We start from the raw sequence: 523 nt of genomic DNA, 5'->3' as shown, positions 1-523 counted from the left end.
GCGTGCATCTTCAGACTGGTCTAATGTTTCGTGAACAAGCAAAGCACCACCAGCAAGTCGCGCAGGCGCTTTGTTAAAGGTTAAGAAATAGAACAAGATGTTATCCATTTCTTTAAAGCTTCCCTCTGGGTTATGGAAGTTAAAGAAAACCTCTTGTTGCTTGGTTATAGGCGTGAATCGGCCATCTCTTTGAACGGCAACCTCTGTGTAGCGACCTTCAAGAAAAATACCGCGCCAACGTGTTAAATGGTTCCAGATCGCTTGCAAAGCTTTGTCTTGATTGCTGCCATGAAGTATTGGAAATGGGATGCCACCGTATGCGTCATTAATTCCCACACCGCCCTTTGACAAGGTAGCGGTCGTCGCATTTTCTTTCGTATTTTGATTTACCCAATCCGGCATAGCATGTGTGCGTCGAGTTGGGTAAACATCCATTGAAAAGCTATTTGGATAAGCTTCCATCAAGGCGTATTGCCCTGGAGTCATATATTTCTCAAAGCCTGGATAGTTGCTTTTATCAATG

At 44.2% G+C, this 523-nt stretch carries 1 protein-coding gene; it reads right to left on the bottom strand.

The genetic code is table 11. From position 1 onward, the window contains the following. A partial coding sequence (locus A3738_RS10080; RefSeq protein WP_156504182.1) for a DUF1329 domain-containing protein occupies window positions 1-523 on the bottom strand: 523 nt, incomplete at both ends.

Source organism: Oleiphilus sp. HI0066, assembly GCF_001635725.1.
Note: the sequence above shows the minus strand (reverse complement) of the source record. Positions and strands in the feature narration are given on the sequence as shown.